The organism is Comamonas sp. B21-038 (genome assembly GCF_022387135.1).
GTDB lineage: Bacteria > Pseudomonadota > Gammaproteobacteria > Burkholderiales > Burkholderiaceae_C > Comamonas > Comamonas sediminis.
In genome coordinates this window covers 3,852,199-3,878,963 of the sequence record NZ_CP092462.1, presented here as the reverse complement: position 1 = coordinate 3,878,963, position 26,765 = coordinate 3,852,199, and the positions used below count along the sequence as shown (strand labels likewise).

Sequence of the window (26,765 nt, the reverse complement as noted above, 5' to 3'; positions counted from 1 at the left end):
GGGGCAGGGGTCGCTGGGCAGCGCAGGCGCCCGCGCTCAGGCGTAGCTGTAGACGCCCTTGCCGGTCTTGCGGCCCAGCTGGCCGGCGGCGACCATTTCCTTGAGCAGCGGGCAGGGGCGGTATTTGCTGTCGCCAAAGTCTTTCAGGTAGACCTCCATCACGGCCAGGCAGACATCCAGACCAATCATGTCGGCCAGCGCCAGCGGGCCAATCGGGTGGCTGCAGCCCAGCTTCATGCCGTCATCGATGTCCTGGGCAGAGGCAATGCCTTCGGCCAGCACATAGAAGGCCTCGTTGATCATCGGCACCAGAATACGGTTGACGACAAAGCCGGGCGAGTTTTTCACGCTGATCGGCGACTTGCCCAGGCTCTCGGCCAGTGCCTTGACGGCGTCATGCGTGGCGTCGCTGGTCTGCAGGCCACGGATCACTTCGACCAGCGCCATCATCGGCACCGGGTTGAAGAAGTGCATGCCGATGAATTTGTCAGCGCGCTTGGTGGCAGCAGCCAGCTGGGTGATCGAGATCGACGAGGTGTTCGATGCCAGCAGTACGGACGGGTCGAGCAGCGCATCGACCTGCTGCAGGATCTTGAGCTTGAGCTCGTAGTTCTCGGTGGCCGCCTCGATCACCAGTTGGGCCTTCTGCAGGTCTTCATAGCGGGTGCTGCCCTGGATGCGGCCCAGTGCGGCGGCCTTGTCGGCTTCGCTGATCTTTTCCTTCTTGATCAGGCGGTCCAGGCTGCTGCCCACCGTCGCCAAGCCCTTTTGCACGGCGGCGTCCGAAATGTCCACCATCACCACATTCAGCCCGGCCACTGCGCAGGTCTGCGCAATGCCGTTGCCCATGGTGCCTGCACCAATTACGCCTACGGTCTGGATCGTCATCTGTCTTCCTTGGGTCCTGTTGCTGGGAGAGGGGCTGGCCTGCATCCGCCCTGCAGCGCCTATCGGCAAGCCCGGTGGCAAGATCATAGCGGCAGGTGTTGCACTGCGGCACAAACTGGGCGACAGAGCGCGGGGATAGGCGAGGGTTCTAAAATGCCCCCCATCGCTGCGCCGCAGCCCCTTAGTAGACACGACCTGATATGACCACCTTCGGCACCCCGCTCACCAAGAACGCAACCAAAGTCATGCTGCTGGGCAGCGGCGAGCTGGGCAAGGAAGTGCTGATTGCCTTGCAGCGCCTGGGCGTGGAGACGGTGGCAGTGGACCGCTATGACCATGCGCCCGGCCAGCAGGTGGCGCACCATGCCCGCACCATCACGATGAGCGACCCGGCCCAGCTGACGGCGCTGATCGAGGCAGAAAAGCCCGACATGGTGGTGCCCGAGATCGAAGCCATTGCGACGCCCGCGCTGCAGGCGCTGGAGGCCGCAGGCACCGTGCGCGTGGTGCCTACCGCCCGCGCCACCCGTTTGACGATGGACCGCGAAGGCATCCGCCGCCTGGCGGCCGAGACCCTGGGCCTGCCCACCAGCCCCTACCAGTTCTGCGACAGCCTGGCCGAGCTGCAGGCGGCCATCGATGGCGGCATTGGCTACCCCTGCGTGGTCAAGCCGGTGATGAGCAGTTCGGGCAAGGGCCAAAGCAAGATTGACGGCCCGGCCGATGTGGAAAAGGCCTGGAACTATGCGATGGAAGGCGGCCGGGTGCAGGGCGGCCGCATCATCGTCGAAGGCTTTATCGACTTTGACTACGAAATCACCTTGCTGACGGTGCGCGCCAAGAATGCCGCCGGCCAGATCGAAACCCATTTCTGCGAGCCCATCGGCCATGTGCAGGTGCAGGGCGACTATGTGGAGAGCTGGCAGCCGGCCCGCATGGCGCCCGGCGCGCTGACCCTGGCGCAGGACATTGCCCGCGCCATCACCAGCGACCTGGGCACCGGCCTGAACGGCGAGCCCGCCGGCCTGGGCCTGTTTGGCGTGGAGCTGTTCGTCAAGGGCGACCAGGTCTGGTTCAGCGAAGTGAGCCCCCGCCCGCATGACACCGGCATGGTGACCATGATCACCCAGTGGCAAAACGAGTTCGAGCTGCATGCCCGCGCCATTCTGGGCCTGCCGGTGGACACCAGCCTCAAGACCGCCGGCGCCAGCGCCGTGATCTACGGCGGTGTCGATGCCCAGGGCATTGTGTTTGATGGTGTCGATGCTGCTCTGCAGATCCCCGGCACCGAAGTGCGCCTGTTTGGCAAGCCCGAGAGCTTTAGCCGCCGCCGCATGGGCGTGGCACTGGCGCGCGCGGCCGATACCGACGCCGCGCGCGACAACGCCAAAAAGGCGGCGGCGCTGGTCAAGCCCCGCGTGGCGGCGTAAGCGGCCGGGGCGCAGCGCTCCCTGGGCTGCGCCATTGAAAAAAGCTGCTGGCTGCCCTTGCAGGACGTCCAGCAGCTTTTGTTTGGGGTGTGCTTGGTGCGGTGGTTTTTAGTTGGACTGGCAGCTATAGCTGTCAGCCACGTTCACATCCCCACTGCCCTTGTAGCGCGGCCAGGTCGGGTACTCGCACAGCGGCCGGGTGCGGCCAGGCACACCCGCGGTGTCGCTGACCACCTGGGCACCAGGCGCGGCGCCAGCGGTCACCCATTGGTCCAGCGCCTTGAGCGAATCCCAGTTGGCATTGAAGGCGGTGCTGGCCGCATGGCCGTAACCGGGTACCTCGTAGTAACGGGCAAAGCTCTTGACGGCGCTGGCGCCCATGGTCTGCTCCAGGCGCTGCCAGTACTGCGCGGTGGCGCGGGTGCTGACGAGCACATCGGCCGTGCCATGCGCCATCAGCAGCTTGCCGCCGCGTTTGTTGAAGGCCGACAGGTCGGTGCTGTTGATGTCCTGCAGCTTGGTGAGCTGGTGGATGCGGTCGGTCCAGGCGCCAGGGTTTTGCGGATCGAGCGACAGCGCATCAAAGTTGGCATCGCGGGTCACAAAGTAGCGCACCCACTGGTCCCAGAACACTGCCCAGTACGGAGCGGTGAGCGGCGCGGGGCTGGCCGGGGCGGTGGTGTTCATCGCCAGCAGGTTGACGGTGGGCTGCAGCGGGCTGCTGCCTTCCTCACCCAGTTCCGAGCCCCAGACGTTGAAGCCGGGGTACTGCGTCTCGCCACTGCCCAGCGGGGCGCTGAAGCGGATTTCGCTGTTATAGGTCTTGAGCGCGCTGATCATCGCATCGGACAGGCAGCCTTCCTGGCTGGCGCCACCGGCGCAGCGCAGCGGCTGGCCGCCCACGGTGGCGGTGGCCGGGTCGAACTGGCTGTTGCAGGCGGCCACATTGCTGACCACGCCGTCCTGCACGCCGTCGAGCGCATCGCACTTCTCCAGCGCCGCCTGGCGCAGCAGCTTGCGCTGGCCCAGGCTGGGGTAGGCGCCGGGCTGGGCAAAGGCGCGGCTGATGCGGCCAAACTGCAGATCCAGGCTGGCCGCATTCCAGGCGGGGTACCAGGCGACGACGCCATCCCAGTCGGACGGCCATTTCTGGGCCACGGCCAGTGCTTCGCGCCCGCCGGTGGAGCCGCCGATGAAGTAACGCTTGTCCGGCTTTCTGCCGTAAAAGCGCGTCACCAGCACCTCGGCCACGTCGCTGACTTTCTTCAGCGCAGCGCCGGAGAAGTTGGCGACCGCTTCGTCATTCGTGCCAAAGCTGCCATCGCGGCTGCCGGCTGCCCCGGCCTGGTGGCCGGAGTCGCTGCCAAACACCGCATAGCCCTGGTTGAGCAGCGGGTAGGCACCCTGGCTGGCGGGGGCGGCCGGGTAGGTGTAGAGGCTGGGCATCACGCCGTTGTAGCCGCCGCCGCCCACCATCACCACCTTGCCATTCCACTCCTTGGGCAGCAGCAGGCCCATCTTGATGGCCGGGGCGCCAGGGTCGACCGGCGCTATCGAGATATTGGCCCGGACCGAGGCGGGCGGCTGTGCGCCGGTGGCGGCGCTTGGCGTTTCGGTCGAGGTCACCGTGGCGCCGCTGGTGGGCAGACCGATCTGGCTGGCTGCCACCTGCTGCTTGGCCAGGGCCAGGCTGGCCTCGTCAAAATTGAAGCTGTGCGAACCGCCGCTGCCGCAGGCGGACAGCGCAAGGACCGCGCTGGCGACGGCCGTCAGAGGGATAAGGCGCCGCAGGGGTGGGAGGATGGTTGTGGTCACTGTGTCTCCTGGTTGTTATGGTGCGGGCGCAAAGGCTTCTTCACGGCCCGCCGACCATTGTGGAAGTGAGGCGCACAGTTATCCACAGGGTTTGCAGTTAGGTAGTTCCCCATAAGTAAAAAAGCCAGCACGCTGGTGCTGGCATTGGAGTAAGGGAGCGGTGCAAAGCGCCGTTGGGGAGCGCAACTTATTGGAAGGCCACCTCGGCAAAGCTGCGCAGCTTGCGGCTGTGCAGCCGGTCCACACCGCCTTCGCGCAGGATGTTGACCGCCCGCATGCCGATGCGCAGATGCTGGTCCACCCGCTCGCGGTAGAAGTGGTTGGCCATGCCCGGCAGCTTGATCTCGCCGTGCAGCGGCTTGTCGCTGACGCACAGCAAGGTGCCGTAGGGCACGCGGAAGCGGAAGCCATTGGCGGCAATGGTGGCGCTCTCCATGTCCAGCGCCACGGCCCGGCTCTGGCTGAAGCGGCGCTGGGGCGTGTTGTCGGGCAGCAGCTCCCAGTTGCGGTTGTCGGTGCTGGCCACGGTGCCTGTGCGCATGAAGCGCTTGAGGTCGTCCTCGGGCACCTGGGTCACATCGGCCACCGCCTGCTGCAGCGCGACCTGGATCTCGGCCAGCGCAGGGATGGGCACCCACAGCGGCAGCTCTTCGTCCAGCACATGGTCCTCGCGCACATAGGCATGGGCCAGCACATAGTCGCCCAGCTGCTGGCTGTTGCGCAGGCCGGCGCAGTGGCCCAGCATCATCCAGGCGTGGGGGCGCAGCACGGCGATGTGGTCGGTGATGGTCTTGGCATTGGCCGGGCCCACACCGATGTTGACCATCGTGGTGCCCGACTGGTCGGCGCGCACCAGGTGGTAGGCGGGCATCTGCGGCAGGCGCGGCGGCGGGCTGCCCAGCGCATCCACGGCCTCGGGCGCCAGGCCCTGGCGGCGGGTGACGACATTGCCCGGCTCGATAAAGGCGATGTATTCGCTGTCGGGGTTGGCCATTTCGGCGCGGCCCAGGCGGATGAACTCGTCGATATAGAACTGGTAGTTGGTGAACAGCACAAAGTTCTGGAACCACTCGGGCAGGGTGCCGGTGTAGTGGCGCAGGCGCTGGAGCGAGTAATCCATGCGCGGCGCGGTGAACAGCGACAGCGGCTGCGGCTCACCCGGCTTGGGCTCCCAGGTGCCGTTGGCGATGCCGTCGTCCATCGCATGCAGGTCGGGCAGGTCGAAGACGTCGCGCATCAGCATGCGGCGCTCGGCACTCAGCTGGCCTTCGATGTGGTCGTTGTCGGCAAACGAGAAATGGATCGGAATCGGCTGGCTGCTGGTGCCCACTTCCAGCTCCACATTGTGGTTCTCGATCAGCAGCCGGAACTGCTCGGCATAGTAGTTGGCAAACAGGTCGGGGCGGGTCAGCGTGGTTTCGTAGTGGCCGGGGCCCTCGACAAAGCCATAAGCGAGCTTGCTGTCGGCCCGCGCCACGGTGCGCGTGTGCAGGCGTACAAAGGGGTAGCAAGCGCGGTACGGGGCCGCCGGGGTCTCGCCCGCCACAAAGCGTTGCATGGCCTGGCGCAGGAATCCGATCTGTTCGGCATAGATGGCCTGCACCTGCGCCAGCGCGGATTGAGCCGTGCGGTGGCTGGTCGGTGCGGTAAAGGCAGGTTTGGTATAGGTCATGCACCATTGTGCCTCTGCTTTGGGGCGGCGGCATGACAAATCGCCTGCCTGCAGCGCTGTGGACGACGGCGGATTTCAGGGCTTCCCGCCGGGTGGTTGGCGGCCCCTGGCCCGGGCGCGGGATAATCGCGGCATGAACGCAACAAACACCCCCGCCAACGCAGCGGACGCCGCCTCCTTTAGCCAACTGCCGCTGGGCCAGACCATGCAGGCCAATCTGCAGCAGCTGGGCTATACGCAGATGACGGCAATCCAGGCGGCCAGCCTGCCCTTTGCGCTGCAAGGCAAGGATGTCATCGCCCAGGCCAGCACCGGCAGCGGCAAGACGGCCGCCTTTGGCCTGGCCCTGCTCGCCCGTCTGAACCCGCGCTGGTTTGCGGTGCAATCGCTGGTGCTCTGCCCCACCCGTGAGCTGGCCGACCAGGTCGCCACCGAAATCCGCCGCCTGGCGCGCGCCGAAGAGAACATCAAGGTCGTCACCGTCTACGGCGGTGTGCCTTCGCGCAACCAGATTGCCAGCCTGGAGAACGGCGCCCACATCATCGTCGGCACCCCGGGCCGGGTGATGGACCTGATGGAGCGCAACGTGATCGACCTGGCCGCCCTCAATACGCTGGTGCTGGATGAGGCCGATCGCATGCTCGACATGGGCTTTTATGGCGATATCGTCACCGTTGCGAGCCAGTGCCCGGCCGAGCGCCAGACCCTGCTGTTCTCGGCCACCTACCCCGAGGGCATTGCCCAGCTGGCCGAGCGCTTCATGCGCGACCCGCAGACCGTCAAGGTCGCCTCGCAGCACAGCGCGCACAAGATTGAGCAGCGCTGGTACGAGGTCAAGGAATCCGAGCGCCTGCATGCCGTATCGCAGCTGCTGGCGCATTTCCGGCCCGAGTCGTCCATCGCTTTTTGCAATACCAAGCAGCAATGCCGCGACCTGGTCGAGGTGCTGCAGGCCCAGGGTGTAAGCGCTTTGGCGCTGTTTGGCGAGCTGGAGCAGCGCGAGCGTGACGAAGTGCTGGTGCAGTTTGCCAACCGCAGCTGCAGCGTGCTGGTGGCCACCGATGTGGCCGCGCGCGGGCTGGACATCGCCAACCTGGCCGCCGTCATCAATGTGGACACCACGCCCGATCCGGAAGTGCATATCCACCGCATCGGCCGCACCGGCCGGGGTGATGCCGAAGGCCTGGCGCTGAGCCTGGCCAGCATGGACGAGATGGGCTCGGTCGGCAAGATCGAAGTGCTGCAGGGGCGCGAGTCGCAATGGCATCCACTGAGCGAGCTGACCCCCGCCTCCAGCCAGCCCATGGTGCCGGCGATGCGCACGATCCAGATCATTGGCGGGCGCAAGGAAAAGATCCGTGCCGGTGATGTGCTGGGCGCCATGACGCGCGACTTTGGCTATGCCAAGGAGCAGATCGGCAAGATCAATGTGAACGACTTCTCGACCTATGTGGCCGTCAGCCGCGACATCGCCCACAAGGCGGTGGACCGCCTCAACAGCGGCCGCGTCAAGGGCAAGACCGTCAAGGCCCGCCTGCTGTAAACCAGGCCACACCCCGCCGCCATGAAACCTGCCTTATCCGCCGCAGCCCACAGCCGCTGGACCACGCCCGAGAACCTGCTGCGCATCTCGGTGGTGGTGGCCATCGCCACGATTGCCCTCAAGACCAGTGCCTGGGCCGTCAGCGGCTCGGTGGGTTTGTTGTCCGATGCGCTGGAATCGCTGGTCAACCTGGTGGGCGCCCTGTTTGCGCTGGGCATGGTGACCATCGCCAAGCGCCCGGCTGACGAGGGCCACCCCTATGGCCACACCAAGGCGGAGTACTTCTCGGCCGGCTTTGAGGGCCTGCTGATCTTTGGCGCGGCCATGGCCATCGTCTGGGCCTCGGTGGACCGCCTGCTCCACCCCCAGCCGCTGGAGCAGCTGGGCTGGGGCATTGCGCTGTCGATGCTCAGCACGGCGCTCAACGGTGGGCTGGCCTGGGTCATGCTGCGCGCAGCGCACGAGCACCAGTCCATGGCGCTCGAAGGCGACGGCCGCCACCTGATGACCGATGTCTGGACCTCGGCCGGTGTGGTCGGCGGCTTGCTGCTGGCGATGCTGACCGGCTGGCATTGGCTGGATGCGGTGCTGGGCATTGCGGTGGCCTTGCATATCTTCAAAGAGGGCGGTCAGCTGGTCTGGCGCTCGTCGCAGGGTTTGATGGACGAATCCATCGACGCCGAGACCCTTGCCAAGATCGAGCGCTGCGTGCGCGCCTTCGAGGCGCAAACCGGCGGCGCCGTGCACTGCGACAAGCTCAGCACCCGCCGCGCCGGCGCGCTGCACTTTATCGACATGCACCTGCACATGCCCGGCGGCTGGAGCCTGGCCCACGCCACCCAGCTGCGCATGCAGCTCGAAGCCGCGCTGCTGCAGGAGTTGCCGCAGGCGCGCATCAGCATGGAAGTGCTGCCGCTGGGTGTGCAAACCCAGACCGAGGCTGTGCAGCGCCATGGCGATGCACCCAGCCCCTGAACCCTGAACCCCGGCTGCAGCGTTTGCGCCTGCCGCCTTTCCGGAAACAAGAATCTCCCATGATCAGCGTATTGCAACGGGTGCGCGAAGCGCGTGTCGAAGTGGATGGCCAGGTGATCGGCCAGATCGGCCATGGCCTGCTGGCCCTGGTCTGTGCCGAGCGCGGCGACAGCCAGGCAGACGCCGACAAGTGGTTGGCCAAGATGCTCAAGCTGCGCATCTTCCAGGACGAAGCCGGCAAGATGAACAAGAGCGTCGTCGATGTGGCCGGTGGCCTGCTGATCGTGAGCCAGTTCACGTTGGCGGCAGATACCAGCGGCGGCAACCGCCCCAGCTTTACCCAGGCCGCGCCCCCGGCCGATGGCGAGCGCCTGTACGACTACGTGGTGGCACAGGCCCGTACGCTGCACCCCGAGGTGGCGACCGGCCGTTTTGGTGCGGACATGAAAGTCTACCTGATGAACGACGGCCCGGTGACGATCCCGTTGCGCATCACGCCGGCCGCTGTGGCGGCGGGCGGTTGAAGCCCATCCCCAGGTCATCTGGCGCCAGCCCAGAGGCAGCTAGACTCAGTCCCTTTGCCACCAAGAGGACGAAAGACACGATGACCGAGATGGAAAAAGCCGCTGCCGGCCTGCTGTACGACGCCAACTATGACCCCAGCGTGCTGCAGCTGCGCGATGCCGCGAAGGAAAAGCTGTTTGCCTTCCAGCAGATTGGCGCCCACCGGCGTGCCGAGCGCGAAGCGGTCTTGCGCGGCCTGCTGGGCAAGCTGGGCCGCAACCCCGTGTTCGATGGCCCGTTTCTCTGTGACTACGGCTTCAACATCGAGATCGGCGACCACTTCTACACCAATGTGAACCTGGTCATCCTCGATGCCGCCAAGGTCCGCATCGGCAACAACGTCTTCATCGCGCCCAATGTCGGGCTCTACACCTCCGGCCATCCGCTCGATGCTGAGCGGCGCAACCAGGGCCTGGAGTTTGCCCTGCCCATCACGATCGGCGACAACGTCTGGATTGGTGCCGGCGTGCAGGTGCTGCCCGGCGTCAGCATCGGCGCGGGCAGCGTGATTGCGGCCGGCGCCATTGTCACCAAGGATGTGCCCGAAGGGGTGGTCAGCGCGGGCAATCCGGCGCGGGTGCTGCGTGCTATTACGGACAAGGACAGCCAAGCTTACAGCTGAGGTTTTGCCGTGGCTTGATGCCTGCTGCAGGGCTGCTTTTCTGAAAGGGGAGCAGCCTTTTTGTTGGGCGCTGGCTGTGTCAGCAATACCTGAATGGGCGGCAGCCTGAGCGCTGCAGTGGGCGCCAATGCTGTCAGCCACAGCGGCTTCACGATTATCTGTGGTGGTTACACGGCGGCTTGGTCCCGATGCAGGCTGCCAAATATGCCGCAGACCTTGTCAGTCACCAACGCCGTCTATAAGAGGTTCTTCGGTCACGTCAGCGTTTGAGGGCGGTTGTTGGCTTTTACATTTTTCGTAATTTTTAAAAGGCGGTAGTTGCTGCATGGTTGCTGTCATTTTGTAAGGTGATGACTAAAGCGAGTTTTGTAAAACACGGGGTGCTGTGTTTTTGAAGTGGGTAATGACTCAGCTGGCTTTTATTTATTCAATCGTTTAATGATCTAAGCTGTTTGGAGTATTTTTCATTTGAAATGAATGTCTGCATAGTAGTTGGCAGCCTTGGGAAATGCTGGTGATGGAAGTGGAAAGGGTAATCGAATATCGGCAATCCGGTCTTTTGACTTCGGCCCCAGGTATTTGCCAGGTCTGCATGCGGGCTACCGTGCAAGGTAGCAAATTCATTTTCAAAGGAGTTATCGATGAAAAGTGGCATATTTCTAAGCAGGCTGCTGTTGTCTGCCTTCTTGCTCGGTGGTTCTGTATCACAGGCGGTGGCGCAAAAGATTCTGTTGCTTACCACCAATGCGGCCAGTACATCCGACGAGTTAGCAGAGGTGGACGCTGCTTATGACAACCTGCAAAACGAGTTTGCATCGGTACTGGCGAATCCCGAAGAAATCACGAGGCTGTCAGTGCTAGGCCATCCCGACGCTATTTCAGCAGAGACCTTCAACACGCCAACGGGCCCCTACGATATGGTGATTGTTGCAAACGCCAATAGAATCATCGATCCATCCAACTGGCAGGTGCTGGAGCAAGCCTTGGCCAATCGTTGGGCGGAAGCCATGGTTTTCTTTGTCGATGGATGTTGTGATGAAGCCAGCCTCGAAGGCAATATAGATGTAATGATAGGCGCCTTGAATACCGGAACAATGTCGGAATTTTCGAGAGGAATCTCCGAAGTTGGAAGTGAGATTTCCTTAAATCCTGACTCGCCCTATGCCCTTGCGTTTGAGAGCGTAGGGATTCAGCAAGGTGGCCGCTTTACCTTAATCGACTCGGTTCCTCAGCTAAATGTACTGTACAGCGGCACAATGAGTATCCCTCAAGTCGCTCAATTAGGGTCGAGCAACATGGTCTATGGCCTCACGATTCCTAAAGCGCAGTCCAATGGTGGCCTAGGTGCCTGTGTGTTTGTGATGATGGATACCTTCTTCTTTTTCGAGAATGTTTGGGCTCAATACCAAGGCAAGATCGCCCCCGCATTCCTCGACGCAGCCACTTCGGCAACCGGTGCTTGCGGTGTGCCCGAAGTCAGCGCCAGTTTTGACAAGTCTGACCTCCACTTGGGGACGGGCGACAACGGCGCGACCTTGACCATCAGCTTGCTCAACGTCACACCCATGACTTCAACAACCTGACCCTGGCCAACAATCTGCCTACACCATTGGTTGTCGCTGGGGGCGCCATCAGCAACACCTGTATAAAAGGCAGCCTTGGCGCTGGCGAGGGTGGCAACGTCATCGATTACACCGGCTTTACCGTGCCTCCCGGTGGCTGCGCTATCACCGTACCAGTAACCTGGCCCAATACTGATGCGGGTGTTCAGGCATGCCGCAGCAGCCCTTCGGTCACCAACACCATCACACCAGGCAGCGATTTTCTCTCGCCGACCGGACAGATCAATACGCCCGCTACCGCATCGCTGGTCTGCCACGCTCCGGATGAGCTCATCGTCAAGCAGCCAGAGCGAGTACCTGCGCTGGACAGCAGCAAGCTGGCGTTGATGGGGGCGGCATTGACGCTGCTGGGGATGTGGGCACTGCGCCGCAGGCAGCGCAGTTGATGGGGCTGGGGTTGGTCTTCCTTCAGGCCAAGCTGCGCAGCGCGCGTTGGCATATGCGTTCGGTGCTGGGCAATGGCGCATTGCCCAGCCACTGGTTGCAGAGCTGGCGCACCCAGTCGGGCTGGTCCTTGGCCGCATCGTTGAGCCAGTTGGCGACGGAATCCTGCACATAGACAGAGGGGTCGGCACGCAGCGCCTGCAGCAGTGGCAGGGCCTGCGCAGGTGCTTCTTTGAGCGCGCGGATGTGGGCGCACCAGACGCCGCGTGGGCGCAGCGCCTCGCAGGCAAAGCGGCGCAGTTTGTCGGACGGCAATGCCGTCCACGGCATCAGCTGCGCGAGGGCCTCGTCCAGATCGCTGGCCAGATGCGGGCGCAAGGCCATCCAGGCCCATTCGCGCACGCCAAAATGCCCGTCGTCCGCCAGGCTTTGGATGGCAGCCAGGCGTGCGGGCAGTGCCAGCCCCGGCTGGGCACCGACCATGAAGCAGGCCCAGCCGCGCACCGTGTCTGCCGGGTGGCTGCGGCACCGCGCGATGCCCTCGGCGCCCAGCGCATGCAGCAGCAACTCCGCCATGCGGCCCATGCGTTTGAGAATGCCCAGCGCACAAGCAGCATCCGCCTGCTGCAAGGTATGGGCAGAGAGGCCTGGAAAGACTGTGCGCAGCAGCTGCGCCTGGTTGAGCGCCGTGCATTCAGCCAGAGTGGCCGTGGCGATCTCGCCGTTGGACAGCGCTTGCAGCACATCGGCGGGGATATCGGCCGCGCGGTTGGCTCCTTTGCGTAGGCTGCTCATGGCGCTGGCGGGCCCAGGTTGCGGGCCACTTTGTCCAGCAGCTGGGCCAGCTGCTGGCGCTCGCTGGCCGACAGACCAGCATACAACCCTGCGATCCAGTGGCTGTGCTGCGCAAACACCTGTTGCGCCACCTGCTGGCCTTTGCCGGTAAGCCGTATGCGCAGCGCGCGGCGGTCGCAGGCCTCGGCATGGCGGGCCGCCAGGCCTTCGCGCTCCAGGCCATCGAGCAGGCCGGTGACGGTGGCCCGGGTCACGCCCGCACGCTCGGCCAGGGTGTTGGGGGCCAGTCCATCGGGCGCTGCGTCGAGCAGGAACAGCAGCACAAAGCGCCCTTCCGACAAGCCGTGGGGCGCCAGCAGGCGGGCGCAGTCGCGGTCAATGTCTGCTGCCAGCGTGAGCGTCTGGAAGCAGAGGCGGATCCCTGCCACATCGGGCATGCCGCGCCGCTGGGCTTCGTCCAGCAGGGCGTTGTACTTTTGGGAGAGTTGCATGGTGGCGGCTGATAGTAAGGTGGCTAATTATATGCGCAAGTCTGGATCGTCCATCCGCTGCGCGTGCCTGTACGGGCATGTCTGCCGCCGTCTGCACGCGGCATTGCTGCGGTTGCGCGGATGCCGATGCCAGGCCCGTCCACGATAAACAAATTTTCGATTGTGGGATTTTGCTATTTCTGTTTCTTTGTCACCGGAATGGGCCATGGCGCTGATAGGCTCGGTGAGAAAGTTTGCAGAAACAGGGGCCGAAAATAATGGGATCCCTGGGGGTTATTTTGCCCGGCGGGATTTAGCGTGGCGTTGGTTGCTGCTTATTTATTGGTGTGGTTAATAATCAAATTTGGATTAAATATTTTTCTTTGCGGCTTGGCAGGCGCATAGTGGGCTCTCGCAAGCAAAGCCGAAAATTATCGGCGATTTGGTACCAAGTCAGACATGTCGATCCGCGCATAGTGACAAATTTGTCCTTGTTTTTCTTTCTCGAAACATATACCGGCCATGCGCATGCCGGTGAATGGTTCCAAACGCGGTTATCAAATATCCGTCCCGAAAATCCTGAGCTGGCATGCGCACGTCAGCATAAGGTCAGGGAATAGGCAGACCTTCTCAAGGAGAAAGCCATGAAAAGCCCACTGTTTTTTGCCAAACTGCCGGCCGCGGCCATTTTTCTGTTCACAGGCATGCAGCCGGCAGCTGCGCAGCGGGTGCCGGATGGGGGCGCAGCGCATTTTTTGCCCTATGCACTGCCGTGTTTGGAGCAAGGGCGCGGGAGACCAGCAGTTTCATCCTCGGTGGTGCTGGCCGTGGTTGATTGCAAAATACGCCCGGCGCTGCGTTTAAGCAGGTCTCCCATCCCTGCTGGTATGCGCTGGATGCAGGGGCGCGTTGCATATGGACCTGTATCCGGGCTCCCGGATGTGGCGGTGCTTCCCACCGGCATCGTTCCAACCACCCCGTGGAGCCACCGCGCCACCGGTTTTACAGGTACCAGCGACCAGGGCTTGCGTGGCGTATTGCCCGGCTCAAGCGCCAGAGCGGCGCCAGCTGACGGGGACCCGCCCAGCAGGCGGCCACCCTACACCGTCAAACTGGTGCTGATGGGCGCAGCGCTTGCCTTGCTGGTTTTGGGGGTGGGACATACCACAGCGCGGCGCTGGTAGCGCCCGCCGCCGTCAATGCAGCGCTGCCACCGGCAGGATCAGCCCAAACGTCGTTTCCCCGCCCTGCGACTGCGCAAAGACCGAGCCGCCATGCATCGTCGCAATGGCTTTGACAATGGCCAGGCCGAGGCCGTGGTTGCGCTCCGGGTTGTGGCGCGAGGCATCGGCGCGGTAGAAGCGGTCGAACAGGTGGCGCAGATGTTCGGGTGCGATGTCGGGCCCGGTGTTGGAGACGGTGATGACCGCATGGGCATGCTCATGCTGCCAGCGCGTGCGTATGTCGATGCGGATGGCCGAGCCCGCCAGCGCATAGCGGGTGGCATTGCTCAGCAGGTTGGACAGCGCGCGGCGCACCAGCGGCGCATCGACCTGGGCCTGGGCATCGCCGCTCACCGCCAGCTGCAGGTCGGCATCCAGCGCAACCGCCTCGTAGAACTCGACGACATCCTGGGCCACGGCGGCCAGGTTGACAACACCGGTCTCGCGCGCGCCCACGCCCTGGTCGGCGCGCGACAGAAACAGCATGTCGCCCACCATCGCGGCCATGCGGCCCAGGTCCTCCAGGTGCGATGCCAGGACCTCCCGCAACTCCTCGACCGAGCGCGGTTTGCGCAAGACCACCTCGGTGCTGGAGATCAACGTGGCCAGCGGGGTGTTGAGCTCATGGGCCACATCGGCGTTGAAGGCTTCGAGCTGGCGGTAGGCGTCTGCCAGGCGGTCCAGCAAGGCATTGAACTGCGTGACGATGGGCTGCAACTCCTGGGGCAGACCGCTGCCGTCCAGCCGGCGCTCGAAATCGCGCGCCGACAGCAGGCTGATCTGCGAGACCAGCGACTCGATGGGCTGCAGGCTGCGCTGCACCAGCAGGCCGCCAAACAGCGCCAGCAGCAAGGAGCCCGCGACCATCGCGGCAAACAAGGTCCCGCCCAGGCCATGCAGCAAGGCTTGGTCAGGGCGCAGGTCCATCACCAAGGTGGCGGTGGCCGCGCGCGCCGGGTGGTACTGGGGTGCGGTGATGGTGACCGCAAAATTGCGGCGCAGCGTGTGGTGGCTGTTCCAGTCTGCCGGGATGCTGTCAAACAGCACATGGCCCTGGTTGTCCACGACGCGTATCGCGTAGTCGCCGTGACCGGCGAGAAAATCGGTGAGCAGGTGGTCCAGCGCCTTGTCGCGGTGGGCCGTGCTGTCATCGCGCAGCACATGCATCAGCGATTGCTGTTTTTGGTCGAGCATCTCCTTTTGGCGGGCCGTCAACGTGTTGTCGAACACCAGAAACACCACCAGGCTGACAGCGCCCAGGCCCAGCATGGACAGCAAGGCCATCCAGCGCGAGAGCCGGCGCCCCAGGTGCGGTATGGCGGGCGCTGGGCTCATGGCGGGGCCCGGCTCTCCAGCACATAGCCCATGCCGCGCACCGTGTGGATCAGCGGCGAGGCAAACGGCTGGTCGACCTTCATGCGCAGGCGCCGCACCGCGACTTCGACCACATTGGTCTCGCTGTCAAAGTTCATGTCCCAGACCTGCGAGGCCAGCTCGGTGCGCGAGAGCACCTCGCCCTGGCGGCGCAGCAGCATGGCCAGCAGGTTGAATTCCTTGGCCGTCAGATCGAGCCGCACGCCGGCGCGCACGGCCTTGCGGCGGATCAGGTCCAGCTCCAGATCGGCCTGGCGCAGCACGGTGGGCTCAGGCGACGCGGGGTGGGCCTGCGCGCGGCGCAGCAGCACCTGGATGCGGGCCACCAGCTCGGAAAACGCGAAGGGCTTGATCAGGTAGTCATCGGCCCCGCTTTGCAAGCCGCGTACCCGGTCCTGCACATCGCTGCGGGCCGTCAGCATCAGCACCGGGGTGGATTTGGACTGGCGCAGCGCTGCCAGCACCGCAAAGCCATCGATGCCGGGGAGCATGCCATCGAGCACGATCAGGTCGTAGTTCAGCTCCATCGCCAGATGCAGGCCATCGATGCCGTTGGTGGCGACATCGACGGTGTAGCTCTCCTCGGCCAGACCTTTGCGAAGGTACTCGCCGAGCTTGGCTTCGTCTTCAATCAGCAGCAGTCTCATGGCCGCCATTGTCCCTGATGGCGCACGCGGGCGCGGATTACAAATTTGTCATCTTCCTGTCGGTCTGGTGTTCGTCGCCGCTTTCTACAGTCGCTGGCATCGCATACGGATACCGCCTGCACCGGGGGCCTGCGGTGTCTGCCGCTCCCTTGCGCCGGGCGCCGCCAACGCCTGGCTGTGCGCGGCCCGCCACCACAGGAGAAGCCGCTATGATCACCCCGCAGCCAGCCCCCACCCGGGCCGGCACACGTTCCCCCCGCCCGGCATGGCCCGCCTGGCTGCTGAGCGCAGCGCTGGCCAGCGGCTGGCTGCCGCCCGCCCATGCCCAGGCCGATGCACAAAGCCAGGCAGGCGTGGCGGCGCAGACCACCCCGGCGATCACGCTGGCTGCCGCCTGGGACAAGGCGCTGGCTGCCAACCCGGGCTTGCAGGCGGCCCGCCATGGCGCCGCTGCCGCCGACGGTCTGGTGATGCAAAGCCAGGCGCGACCCAACCCGGAGCTGGCGGTCAACATCGAAGACACCCGGCCCGAGACCCGAACCAATACCGTGCAGATCAACCAGCGGATCGAGCTGGGTGGCAAGCGCGAGGCACGCATGCAGCTGGCAGACAGCGAGAAGGCGGCGGCAGAGGCGGGTGTAACGGCCGCACTGGCGGCCTTGCGCTACCAGCTGCTCATCAACTTCAACGAGCTGCTGCTGGCCCAGCAGCGGGTGGATTTTGCGAGCCAGACCCATGCGCTGGCAACGCAGGCGCTGGACGCCGCCAACAAGCGGGTGCAGGCGGGCAAGGTGCCACCGCTGGAAGCCAGCCGTGCCCAGGTGGCGCAGGCCAATGCCGCGATGGAGCTGGAGCAGGCCCATGCCTTGACGCGCGTGGCGCAGCACAACCTGGCCGCGCTCTGGGGCGGGCGCGGCGCCGAGCTGGGCCTGGCCAGCGGCGACTTTTTGACCACCACGGCGGCGCCGACCGCCGAGCAGCTGGACCAACGGCTGGACGAGGCACCCGCGATGGTGCTGGCCCAGCGCGCGCTGGCGCAAAGCCAGGCCGCATCGGCGGTCGAGCGCAGCAAGCGCGTGCAGGACCCGACGGTGAGCCTGGGCGTCAAGCGCGCCCGCGATGTCGGGCGCAATCAGGTGTTTGTCGGCGTCAGCATCCCGCTGCCGCTGTTTGACCGCAATGCCGGCAACCAGCTGCAGGCCCTGCGCAAGGTGGACCAGGCCGAGCAGCAGCTGCAGGACCAGCGCCTGCAACTGCAGGCCCAGGTGTTTGCCGCCCGCCAGCAGTGGATCAGCAGCAACCAGCAGGTGGCGCTGCTGCAAAGCCAGGTGATTCCCACCGCGCAGTCGGCCTATGAGCTGGCCGTGCGCGGTTTTTCGCTGGGCAAGTTCAGCTTTCTGGACGTGCTGGACGCCCAGCGCAGCTTGTTTGACAGCCGGCGCCAGCTGCTAGACCAGCTGATGGCATCGCACCGCGCCCGTGCGGAGATTGAACGCATCTTTGGCACGCCAGCGCTGGCGGCCGCTCCAGGAGTCTGAACCCATGTCCGAGAAAACCAGATTCGATAGCTCGCTGACCTCGTCCAAACAGTGGATTGCAGCGGCGCTGATTGCGGCCGCTGGCGTGGCCGGTGGCGCCTATTTGTTGCGGGGCCCCGGCAGCGCAGCTGCTGCACCGGCATCAGGCCATGCCGATGCGCCATCCCACAAAGATGGTGAGCACCATGGCGAGGCCGCTGCCAAGACGGGCGCCAAAGCAGGTGCCCAAGCCGATGCGCACCAGGAGGCTGACCAGCATGGCGATGGAGAACACCACGATGAGAAAGCCGAGGCCGGCAGCAAGGATGCGCATGGCGCTGCGGAAGGCGGCCATGCCGAAGGCGAAGAAGCGGGCGAGGGCCTGGTCAAGCTGAGCCCAGCCCAGGCCAAGGCGGCCGGTTTGGTGGTGGCCCAGGCGGGGCCGGCGTCCATCAAAAAGCAGGTGCTGCTGCCCGGCGAGATCCGCTTTGACGAAGACCGAACGGCCCATGTGGTGCCCAGAGTGGCGGGGGTGGTGGCCTCGGTCCATGCTCAGCTGGGCGAGCAGGTGGCCAAGGGGCAGCTGCTGGCGGTGATTCAGAGCCCGGCGGTATCTGACCAGCGCAGCGAGCTGCAAACGGCGCAGCGGCGCCTGGCCTTTGCCAAGCGCAATTACGAGCGCGAAAAGCAGCTGTGGCAGGAGCGCATCTCTGCCGAGCAGGACTACCAGGCAGCCCAACAAGCGCTGCAGGAGGCCGAGATTGCCGTGGCCAATGCCGCGCAAAAGCTGTCCGCTATTGGGGCGGGTGCAGGCGCGGGCACCGGCGGATCCAGCCGCTATGAGCTGCGCGCGCCGCTGGCGGGCATGGTGGTGGAAAAGCACCTGACCGTGGGCGAGTCGGTGACCGACAGCACGGCCTCGTTCACCGTCTCTGACCTGCGCTCGGTCTGGGCGGAGATCAGCGTGGCCGCGCCGCAGCTGCCGGACGTGCGCATGGGTGCGCCAGTGGTCGTGCGCGCCACCGCTTTTGACTCCCAGGCCGAAGGCCGGATTGCCTATGTGGGTGCGTTGATTGGCGCGCAAACCCGCACGGCGCCGGCGCGTGTGGCGCTGGCCAACCCGCAAGGGGTGTGGCGGCCGGGCCTGTTTGTCGATGTGGAACTGCTGGCTGGCGAATCGCCCGTCCCCATTGCGGTGGACGCCAAGGCCATCCAGAGGCCCGACGGCAAGGAGAGCGTGGTGTTTGTTCCGACCGAGGGCGGCTACCAGGCCCAGGTGGTGCAACTGGGCGCGACGGATGGCAAGACCACTGAGGTCACATCGGGCCTGAACGCGGGGCAGAGCTATGTCAAGCAGGGCTCCTTCATGCTGCGGGCCGAGCTGGGCAAGGCATCTGCCGAGCACGCGCATTGATCGGGAGTCCGCATGTTTGAGCGCATCATCCGTTTTTCCATCGAGCAGCGCTGGCTGGTCATCCTGGCAGTTTTTGCCATGGCTGCACTGGGCATTTTCAGCTACCAGCGCCTGTCCATCGATGCCGTGCCCGACATCACCAATGTGCAGGTGCAGATCAACACCCAGGCGCCGGGCTACTCGCCGCTGGAGACTGAGCAACGCATCACCTACCCCATTGAGACCGTGATGGCCGGCCTGCCGCACCTGGAGCAGACCCGTTCGCTGTCGCGCTACGGGCTGTCGCAGGTCACGGTGATCTTCAAGGACGGCACCGACATCTACTTTGCGCGCCAGCTGGTCAATGAGCGCATTCAGGAGGCGCGTGAGAAACTGCCGCCCGGTATTGCGCCGAGCATCGGCCCCATCTCCACCGGCCTGGGCGAAATCTACCTCTGGACAGTAGAGGCTGAGGAGGGCGCCAAGAAGGCCGACGGCAGCCTTTACACGCCGATGGACCTGCGCGAAATCCAGGACTGGGTCATCAAGCCCCAGCTGCGCAATGTGCCGGGTGTGACCGAGATCAACTCCATCGGCGGCTTTGCCAAGGAGTACCTGGTAGCACCCCGGCCGGACAAGCTCGCGTCCTATGGCATCTCCATGGACAAGCTGGTGGCGGCACTGCAGAGCAACAACACCAATGTGGGCGCCGGCTATATCGAGCGCGAAGGCGAGCAGTACCTGATCCGCGCGCCCGGCCAGGTCCAGGGCATTGCGGACATCCAGGAGGTGATTGTGGGCAGCACCCAAGGCCAGCCGGTGCGCGTGCGCGACCTGGCCGAGGTGAGCCTGGGCCGCGAGTTGCGCACGGGTGCTGCCACCGACAACGGGCGTGAGGTGGTGCTGGGCACCGTGTTCATGCTGATTGGGGAGAACAGCCGCATCGTCTCCAAGGCGGTGGATGCGCGCATGGAATCAATCCGCAAGACCTTGCCCGAGGGGGTGAAGATCGTGACCGTCTACGACCGCACCACCTTGGTGGAAAAGGCCATTGCCACGGTGAAGAAAAACCTGGTCGAAGGCGCGGCGCTGGTGGTGGTGGTGCTGTTTCTGTTCCTGGGCAATATCCGCGCTGCGCTGATCACGGCGCTCATCATTCCGCTGTCGATGCTGTTCACCTTCAGCGGCATGGTGAAGTACGGGATCAGCGCCAACCTGATGAGCCTGGGCGCGCTGGATTTCGGCATCATCATCGACGGGGCGGTGGTGATTGTGGAGAACTGCGTGCGGCGCCTGGCGCATGCGCAGGAGCGCAAGGGCAGCCCGCTGTCGCGCAGCGAGCGTTTTCATGAGGTGTTTGCGGCGGCCAAGGAATCGCGCCGGCCGCTGCTGTTCGGCCAGCTGATCATCATGGTGGTCTACCTGCCGATCTTTGCGCTGACGGGGGTGGAGGGCAAGATGTTCCACCCGATGGCGCTGACCGTGGTGCTGGCGCTGGCGGGCGCGATGCTGCTGTCCATCACCTTCATCCCGGCGGCGATTGCGCTGTTCATCGGGGCGAAGGTGGGCGAGAAGGAAAACCGCCTGATGACCTGGGCGCGCAAGGCCTACGAGCCCTTGCTGGCGCGGGTGATGCGCATGCCGGTGGTGGTGCTGACGGCAGCCGTCGTCTCGGTGGCCCTGAGCCTGCTGCTGGCATCGCGCCTGGGCAGCGAATTTGCGCCCAACCTGAACGAAGGCGACTTCGCAATCCAGGCGCTGCGGGTGCCGGGCACGAGCCTGACGCAATCGCTGGAGATGCAGATGCAGATCGAGCGCGCGCTCAAGGACCAGGTGCCCGAGATCGAGCGTGTGTTTGCCCGCACCGGCACGGCCGAGATCGCCTCGGACCCGATGCCGCCCAATATCTCGGACGGCTACATCATGCTCAAGCCGCGTGCGCAGTGGCCTGATCCGCAGCGCAGCCGCGAGGACTTGCTTGCTCAGGTGCAGGAGGTGGTCGAGGCGATACCGGGGAGCAACTACGAGTTCTCGCAACCGATCCAGCTGCGCTTCAACGAGCTGATATCGGGCGTGCGCAGCGATGTCGCGGTGAAGGTGTTTGGTGACGATATGCAGGTGCTGGAGCGTACTGCCCAATCGATTGCCGCGATGCTGCAGAAGGTGCCCGGCGCCTCAGAGGTGAAGGTGGAGCAGACCACGGGCCTGCCAATGCTGACGGTGCAGGTGGACCGCGAGAAGGCATCGCGCTATGGCCTGAACATGGGCGACGTGCAGCAGACCATTGCCACGGCGGTGGGCGGCCAGGAGGCCGGCACGGTGTTTGAAGGCGACCGCCGCTTTGACATACAGGTGCGCCTGCCCGAGGCGCTGCGCAGCGACCTGGCCGCGCTGGAGCGCCTGCCGATTGCACTGCCGACGCAAGAGGGCAGCCGGCTGGGCTTTGTGCCCTTGTCGGCGGTGGCCAGCTTTGCGCTGTCGCCCGGTCCCAACCAGGTCAGCCGGGAGGATGGCAAGCGCCGCATTGTCGTGAGCGCCAATGTGCGCGGCCGCGATATCGGCTCCTTCGTCGAGCAGGCGCAGCAGGACCTGGGCGCGATGGCCTTGCCCAGTGGCTACTGGACGCGCTGGGGCGGCACCTTCGAGAACCTGCAATCCGCCCAGCAGCGGCTGCTGATCGTCGTGCCCGTCGCGCTGCTGCTGGTGTTCACGTTGCTATTTGCGATGTTCAACAACGTGCGCGATGGCCTGATCGTCTTTACCGGCATTCCGTTTGCGCTGACCGGCGGCATTCTGGCGCTGTGGCTGCGCGGTATTCCGCTGTCGATCTCGGCAGCGATCGGCTTTATTGCGTTGTCCGGCGTGGCCGTGTTGAACGGTTTGGTGATGATCTCGTCGATCCGCGCGCTGCGCGAGGGTGGGCTGGCCGTTCCCGATGCCGTGCACACCGGGGCGCTGTCGCGCCTGCGGCCGGTGCTGATGACGGCCCTGGTCGCGTCACTGGGCTTTGTGCCGATGGCCATTGCAACCGGCACGGGTGCCGAGGTGCAGCGGCCGCTGGCCACTGTAGTGATTGGCGGCATTTTGTCGTCCACGGTGCTGACCTTGCTGGTGCTGCCCTTGCTGTACCGCCTGGTGCACCGGCGCGATCCGTCGGAGGACGAATTGGATAGCAAAGAGGGCGCTGACAGGCCCGCTGCGGCCTGAGCCACTTCATCTCACTGACAACCAAGCCATGGCCTAACCCGCCATGGCTTTGTTTTGTCTGCCGTTTACGCAGTCCGCGCATTGCAGCAATGTCATCTGGCTGTGGGGCTTTGGTCAGCGTGTTTTTTCAACAATGGAGCCATCTCGCATGCAGCCGCAGCGAGCGTATTTCCACCCTCATGAAAGGCAATGCAACCATGCAAAAAGCACCTACCTCCACCCTGTTGTCCCTGGCTTTCGCAGCCCTGTCGCTGGGCATGCTGAACAGCGCATCGGCCAGCGCGACCTTGCACTCGGCGCCGACGGAAAAGGGCTACGAGCTCTACCCCGAGCATGCGCAGCCGGGCAAGAGCCGCGCGCAGGTGCAGGCGGAGACGGTAGAGGCGCTGCAAAAGCGCGGACCCAACGCCTTGCGCAGCAGCAACTACCCGCCTGCACCTGTTGCTTCCGGTCCCGGCAAGACGCGCCAGCAAGTGATGGACGAGTACAGCAGCGAGACGCCGGCCGAGAGAAAGGCCCGCCTGCAAATGTTCCGTGGCTGAACACCGCGTGGCCCTGGAAGGTGGCGCAGTGCGCCACCTTTTTTTGCGCCCACGGGCCTCAACAGCGAACCCGTGCCTAGCGCACATGCAGATGCTGTTTGACCGCCGGCGCCGCTGGCGTCTCGGCCAGGCCGGCGAGGATGCCGCAGTGCTCCACGTCCTGGGTGCCCCGGCAGCGGTCACGCAGCGCGATGAGCTGCGCCTTCAGCCCGCGCAGCTCCTGGATGCGCAGCGCGACATGGCCGATATGCGCTTCGATCAGCTTGTCGACGGTTTCGGCACAGTCCTGGGCGGGCTCGTCCTTGTAGCGCAGCAGCTCGCGCACTTCGTCCAGCGACATCTGCAGCCCCCGGCAATTGCGGATGAACTGCAGGCGCTCCAGGTGTTGCTCTTCATAGACGCGGTAGTTGCTGGCGGTGCGCGTGGGCTGCGGCAGCAGGCCTTCGCGCTCGTAGTAGCGGATGGTTTCCACGGGTGTTGCCGAGGCCGTGGCCAGTTCACCGATTTTCATGTCATTGCCCTCATGTCCATACGGAGTCTAGCGATTTAGGCTTGACATTGTAGTTACTACAGGGTTTTTAATCGAAGCAACAGGGAGCACGCTCTATGACCCCAACGAATTCCAAGCCCATGACTGCCCATTCCGACACCACGCAACGCCATTCCGATGGCCATGCTGCGGCATCCTGCTGCGCTGGCAAAGACCACCAGGCCGCCGCAGTGGCCGCCAACGGGCATGGCCACAGCCATGACCAAGACAACGATCACGATCACAGCCATGGTCACGACCATGCGCATTCGCATTCCCATGCACCTGCAGCAACGGCTGCAGCGCATGCGCATACCGATTGCTGCACCCCTGATCTGGGCGCTGCCGCCCCCGCCAGCTCGGCGTTGAAGGCCGATGACGGTGCCTTGCTGCTGCGCATTCCCGCGATGGACTGCCCGGTCGAAGAGGGGCAGATTCGCCAGATCCTCGAAGGCGCGGCGGGCGTCAAGCTGCTGCAGTTTGACCTGCCTGCCCGCACGTTGCGGGTGGAGGCCGACCCGCAGCAATGGGCCGCAGTGACGGAGAAGATCCAGTCCGCAGGCTTCAGCACCGAGACGCTGTCGGCGCCGCCCGCCGCTGCCGATGTGCAGAAGGCGCAGCGTGTGGAGCTCTACCGCCTGATTGCGGCCTTGGTGGTGGCGGCCACCGCAGAGCTGCTGCACCTGCTGACCCCCGAGACCTCGGTCTGGCGCATGGTCGGCATGGCCGTCGCCGCGCTGGCGATTGCGCTGTCGGGCCTGGGCGTGTTCAAGAAGGGCCTGTCGGCGTTGCTGCGCGGCCAGCTGGGCATCAATGCACTGATGAGCGTGGCGGTGATCGGCGCCTTTGTGATCGGCCAGTGGCCCGAGGCGGCCATGGTGATGGCGCTGTACTCGCTGGCCGAGTTGATCGAGGCGCGCTCGGTGGACCGCGCGCGCAATGCGATTGCCCAGCTGCTGGCGCTGTCGCCGCCGCAGATCGAGGCCCGGCAGGCCGATGGCAGCTGGCAGATCCAGGACGCCAAGACGGTGGCGGTCGGGACCTTGGCGCGGGTCAAGCCCGGTGAGCGTTTTGCGCTCGATGGCGTGGTGACCAGCGGCCAAAGCGCGGTGGACCAGTCCTCCGTCACCGGCGAGAGCATTCCGGTGGACAAGGCGCCGGGCGACCCGGTGTTTGCCGGCACCATCAACCAAAGCGGCTCGCTGGAGTTCGAGGTCAGCAAACGCTCGAGCGACACGGTGCTGGCCCGCATCATCCATGCGGTGGAGCAGGCCCAGGGCCAGCGTGCGCCCACCCAGCGTTTTGTGGACAGCTTTGCGCGCATCTACACCCCCGCCGTCTTTGTGCTGGCGGTCGCCGTCGCGGTGCTGCCCCCGCTGATGCTGGGCTGGCCCTGGCTGACGGCAATCTACAAGGCGCTGGTGCTGCTGGTCATCGCCTGCCCTTGCGCGCTGGTGATCTCCACGCCGGTGACCGTTGTCAGCGGCCTGTCGGCAGCGGCCCGCCGAGGCATTCTGGTCAAGGGCGGCGCCTATCTGGAAGAGGCGCGCAAGCTGCGCGTCGTGGCGCTGGACAAGACCGGCACCATCACCGCCGGCACCCCTCGGCTGGTGCAGACCCGCATGCTGTCGACCAGCACCGATGCCCGGCAGATAGAGCGCATTGCCAAGAGCCTGGCCGCGCGCTCGGACCATCCCGTCTCCAAGGCGGTCGCCGCCGGTATCGATGGCGAGGCGCTGGAGGTAGATAACTTTGCCGCCGAGCTGGGCCGTGGCGTCAAGGGCGATATCGCCGGGCAGAGCTATGTGCTGGGCAACCACCGCTGGATCCACGAGCGCGGCCAGTGCTCTGCCGAGGTGGAGGCGCTGATGCTGGCGATGGAAGAGCAGGGGCAGACCGTCTCGGTGTTGGCCAGCGCGCAAGGCGTGCTGGGGCTGTTCGCGGTGGCCGATACCACCAAGGAATCGAGCAAGCAGGCGATTGCCGAGCTGAAGGCCCTGGGCATCCGCACGGTGATGCTGACCGGTGACAACGAAGCCACCGCCCGCGCCATTGCCGCGCAGGTGGGCATCGACGAGGTCAAGGCCAACCTGCTGCCCGAGGACAAGCTCCAGGTCATCAACGGCCTGGTGGCCCAGCAGCCGGCCGGCATGGTGGGCGATGGCGTCAACGATTCCCCCAGCCTGGCCGCCGCGTCGATCGGCTTCTCGATGGGTGGCGCCGGCACCGACATCGCCAAGGAGGCCGCCGACATCCTCATCATGAACGACGACCTGCGCCGCGTGCCGGAAACCGTGCAACTGTCCCAACGCACCTACGCCATCCTGTGGCAGAACATCATCTTCGCGCTGGGCATCAAAGTGGTGTTCTTCGCGCTGGCGGTGTTTGGCAATGCCTCGATGTGGATGGCGGTGTTTGCCGATATGGGGGCGAGCTTGCTGGTGGTGTTCAATGGGCTGCGGTTGCTGCGCGTGTCCACCAAATAGCCCCTCTCCGGGGACGCCTGGCCCCGGCTTGACCCAGGGCCCCTCCATGGCATCGATCGCCGGGACGGGGCTGACAGGGCAGCGCAGCCTGACCGGCGCTGATGCGGTCCATCGTGGTCATCGCAAATGTCTGTCTACCCAGGTCATCATCCTGGCGATCGCCACAGCGGGCACAACGATGAACACATAGGCGGCCGACCGTGCCCAGCGAGAGCCTTCGATGTGTTGCGCGATCCTGGGGCCATGGCGGTAATACCACCGAATGAACGCCTTGCCCAGTACCGTGCGGACCAGCATCTTGTCCCGGAAGGCGCGCAGGAAAATGACATTCGGGTGGTGCACGCTCCCCATCGTGGCGGTGATCACGAAGCAATGCAGCGATTTTCTTCTTGGGTACGGGAGCTGATAGCCTGGCTCCAGTGCCACGAGTTTTGCGGCATACAGATCAAAGATGGACCGGAGTTCTTTCTCGTATTGGTCATCGAGGTGTTTGACGGTTACGGCGTTGTCATTGGCGGGGTCTTTGAATTTGATGCCGGTAATATTGTCATTGCATATCTGGACAATATTTTTCAGGATCTGGCTGTCCTGGGGCTTGTACGTGTGCGCGGTCTCAAGGAGTGAAATGATCTCCCGGCACAGCACCAAATGGCTGGCCCATGCACCAGGGGCAGCGGCAAGCTTTGTGATGATGGAATATGCCATCTGGTAATTCGTGGCACCAATGCGTGCCATATCCTGTGCGGCGGCCAGTTTCATGTCTTCCCGCTTGTCGGCGGTGGATAACTTGATGGCCTGCGCAAAGGCGACCTGCATTTCTTTCAGGTGTTGAAAGTTTCTATTGCCCAGCGCGCCCGCTGCCTTCCCCTTGCCATACCAGGCCGCCGCATTGCGTGGCTCGATCTCCAGCACCTTGGTGTAATAGCCATAGGCTTCTGAAAAATTTCCTGCCGTCAAAGCGACATCTGCGAGCTCCATGAAAGTGGACGCACTGCCAGAGATCAATCGGATCGCTTGCCTCACCACCACATCGACGCCGCAGTACATGCATTTGACGACGTCGCGAT

The 26,765-nt window shown here is 64.5% G+C and carries 22 protein-coding genes; 13 read left to right on the top strand and 9 right to left on the bottom strand.

Features of this window, described 5'->3' with window-relative positions:
• Window positions 1-36: 36 nt before the first annotated feature.
• Window positions 37-933 (bottom strand): 3-hydroxybutyryl-CoA dehydrogenase, encoded by an 897-nt coding sequence (locus MJ205_RS17765; RefSeq protein ID WP_342395185.1) that lies wholly within the window; start codon window positions 931-933, stop codon window positions 37-39.
• Window positions 934-1,088: 155 nt separating this feature from the next.
• On the opposite strand from MJ205_RS17765, the gene purT reads away from it, so the two are divergent.
• On the top strand, window positions 1,089-2,318 hold the full coding sequence (gene purT / locus MJ205_RS17760; protein ID WP_239809672.1) for a formate-dependent phosphoribosylglycinamide formyltransferase: 1,230 nt from the start codon (window positions 1,089-1,091) through the stop codon (window positions 2,316-2,318).
• A gap of 108 nt (window positions 2,319-2,426) precedes the next feature.
• Here the strand turns inward: purT and MJ205_RS17755 are convergent, their stop codons facing one another.
• Together MJ205_RS17755 and MJ205_RS17750 are read right to left on the bottom strand one after the other, a co-directional pair.
• Window positions 2,427-4,133 carry a tannase/feruloyl esterase family alpha/beta hydrolase gene (locus MJ205_RS17755; RefSeq protein WP_239809671.1) on the bottom strand — a complete coding sequence of 569 codons (1,707 nt, stop codon included), beginning with the start codon at window positions 4,131-4,133 and terminating at the stop codon, window positions 2,427-2,429.
• Window positions 4,134-4,320: 187 nt separating this feature from the next.
• Window positions 4,321-5,805 carry an AMP nucleosidase gene (locus tag MJ205_RS17750; protein ID WP_239809670.1) on the bottom strand — a complete coding sequence of 495 codons (1,485 nt, stop codon included), beginning with the start codon at window positions 5,803-5,805 and terminating at the stop codon, window positions 4,321-4,323.
• 133 nt (window positions 5,806-5,938) lie between these two features.
• Here MJ205_RS17750 and dbpA point away from each other — a divergent pair, with 133 nt between their 5' ends.
• From dbpA to MJ205_RS17720, 6 genes are all read left to right on the top strand, one after another.
• The gene (gene dbpA, locus MJ205_RS17745; protein ID WP_239809669.1) at window positions 5,939-7,348 is read left to right on the top strand and encodes an ATP-dependent RNA helicase DbpA; all 1,410 of its coding nucleotides are present in this window, start codon (window positions 5,939-5,941) and stop codon (window positions 7,346-7,348) included.
• A 21-nt stretch (window positions 7,349-7,369) separates the two neighbouring features.
• On the top strand, window positions 7,370-8,323 hold the full coding sequence (locus tag MJ205_RS17740) for a cation diffusion facilitator family transporter (protein ID WP_239809668.1): 954 nt from the start codon (window positions 7,370-7,372) through the stop codon (window positions 8,321-8,323).
• A gap of 59 nt (window positions 8,324-8,382) precedes the next feature.
• Window positions 8,383-8,847: a D-aminoacyl-tRNA deacylase gene (dtd, locus tag MJ205_RS17735; protein ID WP_239809667.1), complete on the top strand. Its 465-nt coding sequence runs from the start codon at window positions 8,383-8,385 to the stop codon at window positions 8,845-8,847.
• A gap of 80 nt (window positions 8,848-8,927) precedes the next feature.
• Window positions 8,928-9,509, top strand: coding sequence for a sugar O-acetyltransferase (locus MJ205_RS17730; RefSeq protein WP_239809666.1), 582 nt, complete (start codon window positions 8,928-8,930; stop codon window positions 9,507-9,509).
• A 641-nt stretch (window positions 9,510-10,150) separates the two neighbouring features.
• Window positions 10,151-11,092 (top strand): hypothetical protein, encoded by a 942-nt coding sequence (locus MJ205_RS17725; RefSeq protein WP_239809665.1) that lies wholly within the window; start codon window positions 10,151-10,153, stop codon window positions 11,090-11,092.
• A gap of 26 nt (window positions 11,093-11,118) precedes the next feature.
• Window positions 11,119-11,517, top strand: coding sequence for a hypothetical protein (locus MJ205_RS17720; RefSeq protein WP_239809664.1), 399 nt, complete (start codon window positions 11,119-11,121; stop codon window positions 11,515-11,517).
• A 22-nt stretch (window positions 11,518-11,539) separates the two neighbouring features.
• Here MJ205_RS17720 and MJ205_RS17715 read toward each other — a convergent pair whose 3' ends face one another.
• Together MJ205_RS17715 and MJ205_RS17710 are read right to left on the bottom strand one after the other, a co-directional pair.
• The gene (locus MJ205_RS17715) at window positions 11,540-12,310 is read right to left on the bottom strand and encodes a DNA alkylation repair protein (RefSeq protein WP_239809663.1); all 771 of its coding nucleotides are present in this window, start codon (window positions 12,308-12,310) and stop codon (window positions 11,540-11,542) included.
• Window positions 12,307-12,801, bottom strand: coding sequence for a MarR family winged helix-turn-helix transcriptional regulator (locus MJ205_RS17710; protein WP_239809662.1), 495 nt, complete (start codon window positions 12,799-12,801; stop codon window positions 12,307-12,309). Before MJ205_RS17710 ends, MJ205_RS17715 begins: the two co-directional genes overlap by 4 nt.
• 623 nt (window positions 12,802-13,424) lie before the next feature.
• Here MJ205_RS17710 and MJ205_RS17705 point away from each other — a divergent pair.
• Window positions 13,425-13,964 carry a hypothetical protein gene (locus MJ205_RS17705; protein WP_239809661.1) on the top strand — a complete coding sequence of 180 codons (540 nt, stop codon included), beginning with the start codon at window positions 13,425-13,427 and terminating at the stop codon, window positions 13,962-13,964.
• Window positions 13,965-13,976: 12 nt separating this feature from the next.
• Here MJ205_RS17705 and MJ205_RS17700 read toward each other — a convergent pair whose 3' ends face one another.
• Complete coding sequence (locus tag MJ205_RS17700) at window positions 13,977-15,338, bottom strand: heavy metal sensor histidine kinase (RefSeq protein WP_239809660.1); 1,362 nt, start codon at window positions 15,336-15,338, stop codon at window positions 13,977-13,979.
• Window positions 15,335-16,024, bottom strand: coding sequence for a heavy metal response regulator transcription factor (locus MJ205_RS17695; protein WP_239809659.1), 690 nt, complete (start codon window positions 16,022-16,024; stop codon window positions 15,335-15,337). Before MJ205_RS17695 ends, MJ205_RS17700 begins: the two co-directional genes overlap by 4 nt.
• Window positions 16,025-16,233: 209 nt before the next feature.
• On the opposite strand from MJ205_RS17695, the gene MJ205_RS17690 reads away from it, so the two are divergent.
• From MJ205_RS17690 to MJ205_RS17675, 4 genes are all read left to right on the top strand, one after another.
• Entirely contained in the window at window positions 16,234-17,562 is a 1,329-nt protein-coding gene (locus MJ205_RS17690) for a TolC family protein (RefSeq protein ID WP_239809658.1), read from the top strand.
• Between the two features lie 4 nt (window positions 17,563-17,566).
• Window positions 17,567-18,955, top strand: coding sequence for an efflux RND transporter periplasmic adaptor subunit (locus tag MJ205_RS17685; protein ID WP_239809657.1), 1,389 nt, complete (start codon window positions 17,567-17,569; stop codon window positions 18,953-18,955).
• Between the two features lie 12 nt (window positions 18,956-18,967).
• Window positions 18,968-22,141 (top strand): CusA/CzcA family heavy metal efflux RND transporter, encoded by a 3,174-nt coding sequence (locus MJ205_RS17680; RefSeq protein ID WP_239809656.1) that lies wholly within the window; start codon window positions 18,968-18,970, stop codon window positions 22,139-22,141.
• A gap of 197 nt (window positions 22,142-22,338) precedes the next feature.
• Complete coding sequence (locus MJ205_RS17675; RefSeq protein ID WP_239809655.1) at window positions 22,339-22,683, top strand: DUF4148 domain-containing protein; 345 nt, start codon at window positions 22,339-22,341, stop codon at window positions 22,681-22,683.
• A 76-nt stretch (window positions 22,684-22,759) separates the two neighbouring features.
• Here the strand turns inward: MJ205_RS17675 and cadR are convergent, their stop codons facing one another.
• A complete protein-coding gene (gene cadR, locus MJ205_RS17670; RefSeq protein WP_239809654.1) occupies window positions 22,760-23,194 on the bottom strand; it encodes a Cd(II)/Pb(II)-responsive transcriptional regulator in 435 nt (144 codons plus the stop codon).
• Between the two features lie 119 nt (window positions 23,195-23,313).
• On the opposite strand from cadR, the gene MJ205_RS17665 reads away from it, so the two are divergent.
• A complete protein-coding gene (locus tag MJ205_RS17665; RefSeq protein WP_446715034.1) occupies window positions 23,314-25,698 on the top strand; it encodes a heavy metal translocating P-type ATPase in 2,385 nt (794 codons plus the stop codon).
• Window positions 25,699-25,815: 117 nt separating this feature from the next.
• Here MJ205_RS17665 and MJ205_RS17660 read toward each other — a convergent pair whose 3' ends face one another.
• Window positions 25,816-26,676 (bottom strand): CFI-box-CTERM domain-containing protein, encoded by an 861-nt coding sequence (locus tag MJ205_RS17660; RefSeq protein WP_239809653.1) that lies wholly within the window; start codon window positions 26,674-26,676, stop codon window positions 25,816-25,818.
• Window positions 26,677-26,765 lie beyond the last annotated feature (89 nt).